The organism is Lysinibacillus sp. DFXJR4 (assembly GCF_057196045.1).
The window spans coordinates 434,476-440,688 of record NZ_JBXUNW010000002.1 but is presented as its reverse complement, the minus strand read 5'-3'; the positions used below and the strand labels follow the sequence as shown (position 1 = coordinate 440,688).

General features: G+C 29.0%; 4 protein-coding genes. 1 reads left to right on the top strand and 3 read right to left on the bottom strand.

The features are described 5' to 3' along the window. Positions 1-309 precede the first annotated feature (309 nt). On the top strand, positions 310-1,512 hold the full coding sequence (locus AC2CGN_RS10205) for a transposase (protein ID WP_484513672.1): 1,203 nt from the start codon (positions 310-312) through the stop codon (positions 1,510-1,512). A gap of 696 nt (positions 1,513-2,208) precedes the next feature. On the opposite strand, the gene AC2CGN_RS10200 is transcribed toward AC2CGN_RS10205, so the two are convergent. From AC2CGN_RS10200 to AC2CGN_RS10190, 3 genes are all read right to left on the bottom strand, one after another. Beyond that, the gene (locus AC2CGN_RS10200; RefSeq protein ID WP_484513671.1) at positions 2,209-3,120 is read right to left on the bottom strand and encodes a hypothetical protein; all 912 of its coding nucleotides are present in this window, start codon (positions 3,118-3,120) and stop codon (positions 2,209-2,211) included. 242 nt (positions 3,121-3,362) lie between these two features. Next, on the bottom strand, positions 3,363-4,589 hold the full coding sequence (locus AC2CGN_RS10195; RefSeq protein ID WP_484513669.1) for a hypothetical protein: 1,227 nt from the start codon (positions 4,587-4,589) through the stop codon (positions 3,363-3,365). A gap of 14 nt (positions 4,590-4,603) precedes the next feature. After that, a complete protein-coding gene (locus AC2CGN_RS10190; RefSeq protein ID WP_484513667.1) occupies positions 4,604-5,986 on the bottom strand; it encodes a hypothetical protein in 1,383 nt (460 codons plus the stop codon). Positions 5,987-6,213: the final 227 nt, after the last annotated feature.

Below are 6,213 nucleotides of genomic sequence, written 5' to 3'. Positions count from 1 at the left end.
ATCTGTTTCAGCAAATGATATTTGAGCGTGTATCAATATTCCTAAAAAACACATGTAAATAATAACTCTTAAATAATTCATGATTCATCACCCCTCGAATAGTTATTATTCAAAAAGAAGGGGGCTTTTATGCTAACCTTTATAACAATCTGGCCCGTTTGAGGAATACTGACTTTTTATAAAAACCCTTTAGTCTAAGCGTATCTAAAGGGGTATAACTTCGCCCTTTTTTATAAATATCGCGACTTTGTTTTAAACATCGTGTCTTTTTTATAAACATCGCAACTTTATTTCAAAGCCACACCGATCATGTTGGTGAAAATCTTATTGATTCAGTATTTAGAAGGCTTTCGTTCAGTTCATTTTACGTGTAAGCAAGTGAAGCAACACACAACGTATCGCTGGTTTTTAGGCATTTCTCCTACAGAAAAAATTCCAGATCACTCAACCATCTCTAAGTTTCTTTCGCAACGTCTGCAGGGTGTGACGTTTTGGGAGGAACTTTTTCAACATTGTCTTCTTTCCATTCACGATGAAGGATTTATTGCGAACGAAACATGGGTGGCAGATGAAACGGAATTAAAAGCGAATGCCAATAAACGGGTGCGTAACGTACAGATTGAAGAGAAAATCATAGAAGAAAAAGAGGATGATTTAACGCTTATTAATGAACACCGTGCGCGTCATGGGAAGAAATTTCTTATGACAAAAGAGCCAAAGGTAGAAGAAAAGCGAACAAATAGTAGCCTTGTGGATCCGGAAGCACGTTTGTCTGCTAAACATGATGAACGTGGGCGCTTTGCGTATTTTGAGCACCGTATTGTGGATTCGTTACATAACTTTATTATTGCGACAGATGTCACAGCTGCGAATGTACCAGGGCATCGTAAATTAGTAGGACAAGTGGATCAATTAAAGCAATTATTTGGGCAATACGCGAAGGAAATAGCGCTCGACTCAGGTTATTACAATGCCCCTCTTGCCCGAAGATTGTTTGAAAGGAAATTCTTCGTTTATATGTCTTATCGACGATTCGCAACGAAGGACCACCCGAATTGTCGCCGTTATCAGTTTAAACAGGTGAATGAGGATCTCTATGCCTGTCCATGTGGTGTACCATTTTATTATAAAACAACGAATCGACAGGGCTATCACGAATTCAAACCACCAAAAGGAAGTTGTCAATTCTGCCCTTTTGTAAAAAGGGAAAACGAAGACCGTGTGTTACGAATTTCGATTCACCAAGAAATTTATAATCAATTACGAGGGCAACGCTTGTCCTATCGGGGGAAAATCCTTCGTTCTGTACGTCCAGCCACTGTCGAACTTAGCTTCGCACATAGTAAAGAACTCCACGATTTACGCTATGCGCGATACCGTGGAGTCCAAAAAGTAAAAAGACAAGTTTTGATGACAGCCATCATACAAAACTTGAAAAAGTGGACCAAACTCCGCTCACTCAAGCAAATTGGTCTACACCTAACACATGAAATTATAGAAGAATCTGTTTAAAAAAACAAATAGAATCATAAAAATGCCATAAAAAATTTGTGACATTTTCATTGACATAATCCTATTTCAACACTATGATAGCTTGTTATTTTTATAATCACAAGCTATTTTCACATTTTTTAGATAATACCACCCTTTTTAATGATAATCCCATAGTTCACACTATTAATCATTTAAATTATTGATGTTAAAAGGGAGTCTGAATGGTGATAACAAAAGTTAATAAGATTTTAAATCGAATAGATTGGAAGCATATGATGATTAATCTTCCAACAAATAGAATTGATGAAATCAAAGGATCGAAGATCGGATATCAATTCCAGTCTTTTAATTGAAAATTCATAAACATCAAAATGATATTCCTCATCAAGTTTATTTACCAATCCATAGTCTTTTAAAGAAGGAGTAAAATTAACTTGTAAAAATCAAATTGACTTAATGCCTGCTATCAAATTTTTAAGCTTATCTTCCTTACTACAATCTATAAATGAATTCGTGTGAACTAAGGTTCTCAGAAGAGGTATTTCAAAACTTTTTCGTTCAAAAGGATTAGTATTTATAATAGCAGCCCTAAATTGCAAATTCATCCAATGGCGATTTAATATAACCTGCTTGTTTTAATACTTTATAGTTCGGCTGTTAATCACTTGTTCAACAGTTTTTAATAACGTCCCACCTCTTTTTTCTACTTAGATTTCAATCATTCTTTTCTGTATGTAATATCGAATATAAATAATAATGGATTATGTATGAAAATGCTCCAATTAGAAATACCATTAATATAAATTGATCACTATTAATTATTGCTTCAGCTATACTTTTTTTTTCATCTTCAGAAACAAATCCTTTTTTCTCTCCTACATAAATTGTATCTGTAAATACATAGACTGTGACTATAGCAATTAAAATGTTTATAGTTGCTGAGAAATTATCTTTTTTTTTCTTTACTAATTCTAAAACAGCTTGTTTTCTTTTTTTAATGATTGTATCAATACCTCTTTCAGATATATTTGTAAATACAATAGTTAGTAATATAGATAAAATCATTCCAATGTTGAATAAATTTCTTTCTAATTCTATTGGTGGTTTATAAAATAATAGTAATATTAGTACTCCAACATAAATAATACTCAAGATAAATACATATTCTAAATTTCTTTTTGCTGCATCCGTCCCCTTACTATTCTTTTTAAATAGTATAATAAATGAAATTAATCCTAATATAGATAAAATAGCTATTAACATAACTTTAAAATTCTCTGCTGATATTAATTGTATAGTTAAAAATACAACCAATATAATCCACATTGAATTTACTACATACTTCAATAAATTTATTAAAGTTATTAAAAAAACATCGATATCACTATATCCCTTTACAATAGACGTTGAGTATTCAATACACCCTAATAATAAATTAATACACGCACAAATAATTACCAATAGTAAAATAGTGTACGTAACTTCACCAAATAAAGGTAGTAGAAAATCATATATTTTTGCGAAATTATAACTCCCTAACATTATAAAAAAAACTAACAATAAAATAGTAACTACCGAGAAACTAAGCTTTATATACTCTTTTATTGATTCAATTTTCTTCTCCATATATTTTCCTCTTAATTTAATATAATACTATCATTTATATTTTAATGTATTTAAATTAGTTAAACCTAATATTTAATTTCCTATCCTTTGAAGCTAAAAAACGCACCTCCAATCGTTACTTTATATCTAACAATTGACAATGCACTTCATTCTAGTAACTCTATACCTTTTTTAATTATTTGCTAAAATTAAAGGGATTATTATTATATACATCTTTTAGTACCTGTAAGATGTATAGTTGGTCATGTTTTATCTTTTTCTATTGATTTTAACATTTCAAACATAACTTTTGCCCTGTTACTATCGTTTATGAATAAATTAAACCTTACTAGTTCATCTAACTTTGAAGTCATTAAACTTGCATTAGTTTTTACAATACTTTTTTCTAAACTAATTCTATACTTTTTGGGTAACATACTATAAATCCCTCTAAATAAATTTTCCGTATTTTCATCCCAAAAGTATATACCTTTATTGCCTTCAATAAACTCTCTCATTTTTTTTAATATAGCATCATACAAACTATTTTTGTATGATTTGTAGCCATGTGATTTTCTTTTAATGGACTTTATAATAAATAACAAATTGTAAATATCATCAAGAGTTTTTATCTTACTAGATTTTATTTCTTTGACAAGAAAATTTGTCAAATTAATCTTCATCATTTCTTTAGTTAAAAACGCCGGTATACTCTTAGCTCTTTTATTTGTAAGAAAATAATTAATTAACAATTCTCCTTGAAATTGTAATGGGATATTTTTAAATACTCTCTTAAAACTTTCAACTTTATTATTTATATCAATCTTTTCTTTCTTTGTTTCCAAAGTCGTCGTCGATAAGAGCTGTTCAATGGGATGTATTAATAAATAAAAGCCTATATTTCTTCTTAATGCATTTGTTTCATCATTTAATAGCTTAGTTAATAATACTTCACTTGTAATCCAGTTCCTCTCCCCATGTAAGTAATTTAATAGCAGTAGATCCGTATGATCTTTAATCAAAATTGATTCAAATTTACCAACATCCTCTTTAATTAAAATTGATACTGTTATAAACAAATCTATGATTTCCCAACGTTTAGGAGCTGGAAATCTTTCTATAAATTCATATTTATTCTCAAAAGTATTATCGTTCCAGCTAATTTGAAATTTAAATGTATCAGATTTTCCATCTAATAATTTTATTAATCCTCCATATAACAAATTAATCAATTTATATTTTCTTAATAACTCTCTTACTTCTTCATCACAATCTAAATTCCTACGAATTAATGCAAGAGTAACTATTAGTACAGCCTTATTCTTATCCACAAATTTTCTATGTTCAATTGCTTTTGATAATTCAAATATCACATTTTTATTAGATTTTCTTCTCAGCAATGAATTCAAGTGAGATTCGATGTTAATCTCTTTATTCTCCCAATTATTAAGTAGCCCATCAGCTAATTTTTGAAGTAATATATTATCCATTGTATTTTTACTCCTTAAATAATACACTGTCCCACTATGTTTCCATCATTTAAATAATTGTCTAGTTTATATAAAATACTCTTAGTAGATGTATGGTTGATGTAATTTATACAGAAGTGATTGCTATCAACTGAATTTAAAGAGGTTCCTATCGTCAATCCAGAAAATTGATTATCATTTAACTCACCAAAAATAAATCTATCATGTATAGGCGATTTCGTTTCTATAAAAGTCCAATTTAACATTTTATTCTCCAAAGTTTTGTATAAAATAGAATCTTGTAAAACTGCTGCTTTGATAGAATTATAATTATATGCTTTATCTTCTTTACAGTAATAAATAATGTTAATCTTATTAATTGGAAGTTCATTAAAAATCCTTAACCAATCTAGGGTTTTATTAAATCTACTCTTATCTGTAAAGTAAGGATCATAAATCCAAATTTCTTTAAAAGGCTTATTTAAGAAATTTGTAATTATTTTTAGAGCTGTATTTGTTTCACCCGGTTTAATAAACGTAATATTACCATCTTCTTGTGTATTCTTTATCTGTCTTGACATTTCAAAATTAGATTTTTTGTATAGTTCTTCTATAAAATTGCGTTCCTCACCAATTATTGACTCAGATAAAGAAGGTTCACTTGGTATTTCAAAGTTTGATGATAAATGATTTAATTTCACATTTTTAGGTTTATTAACCACACCCATACTTAAATGGAGTGATTCCATATAAGCAATATCATAATTTAAATATAGCAATTCATTATTTCCATAGACTTCAATATCGAAAGAAATCCAATCAACATTCGGATTAATCTCTAATTCCAGTACTCCATTTTCACATGACTCTTTATGCGTATGAACTATTAACCCATTACGTTTAAATCTTATAATAACTTCAGAATTCACTTCTAGGTTTTTTATAGTTATTCCGTTTTTAACATTTTTCAACAAATCGATCCCCATCGGTTCATATACGAATGTGTCACCATAAAAAATCGGATTCTTATTTAAATCTATACCAGTATATTTTTTTACAAATTCATTTATCAATACTATGGTCTCTATTGGTAACCTAAACTCAAATTTATTTTCCAATGTTCTAATAATTTTTCTAGGTTTTATTCCTGAAACATACCTTGTAACTCTTGCACATACTCTACCGGAATAGATATTTAAATTATCTTTTGGTGTTAGAAAGCCTTCTTCTACAGCTATTATTGAATCTAAATCTCTTATTATATCATCGTTAACTATGAATTGCTCAAAGACTAAATTATATCGATTAACCTTTTCTTTAATAACTTTTCTTTCATACGAGCAACCTTCATCTTCAATTCCCCTATGTAGAGCGGTAATAATTATTTCACCCGCATATGACACTCTATTAATTATCATATTATCACCCAATACTAATTTTATTTTAAAAATACATACTCAGCGGAATAAGTAAATTTTATTCCATTAATGAGAAAAATATCAAGCGTTTAAGATTTCATTAAAGAACAATCGATATAAAGTAATGGACCCTTTAAATACAAGGCCAGCTGTTATTGAAATAAATATACATACCTTTAGTCATACATACGCCAAAGGGAATTATCCAATATTTAGTGGATAAATGT

Bases quoted from the DNA above. Each gene is read 5' to 3' on its own strand.
- AC2CGN_RS10200 (WP_484513671.1), bottom strand. From the start codon at position 3,120: ATGGAGAAGAAAATTGAATCAATAAAAGAGTATATAAAGCTTAGTTTC.
- AC2CGN_RS10190 (WP_484513667.1), bottom strand. From the start codon at position 5,986: ATGATAATTAATAGAGTGTCATATGCGGGTGAAATAATTATTACCGCT.
- AC2CGN_RS10195 (WP_484513669.1), bottom strand. From the start codon at position 4,589: ATGGATAATATATTACTTCAAAAATTAGCTGATGGGCTACTTAATAAT.
- AC2CGN_RS10205 (WP_484513672.1), top strand. From the start codon at position 310: ATGTTGGTGAAAATCTTATTGATTCAGTATTTAGAAGGCTTTCGTTCA.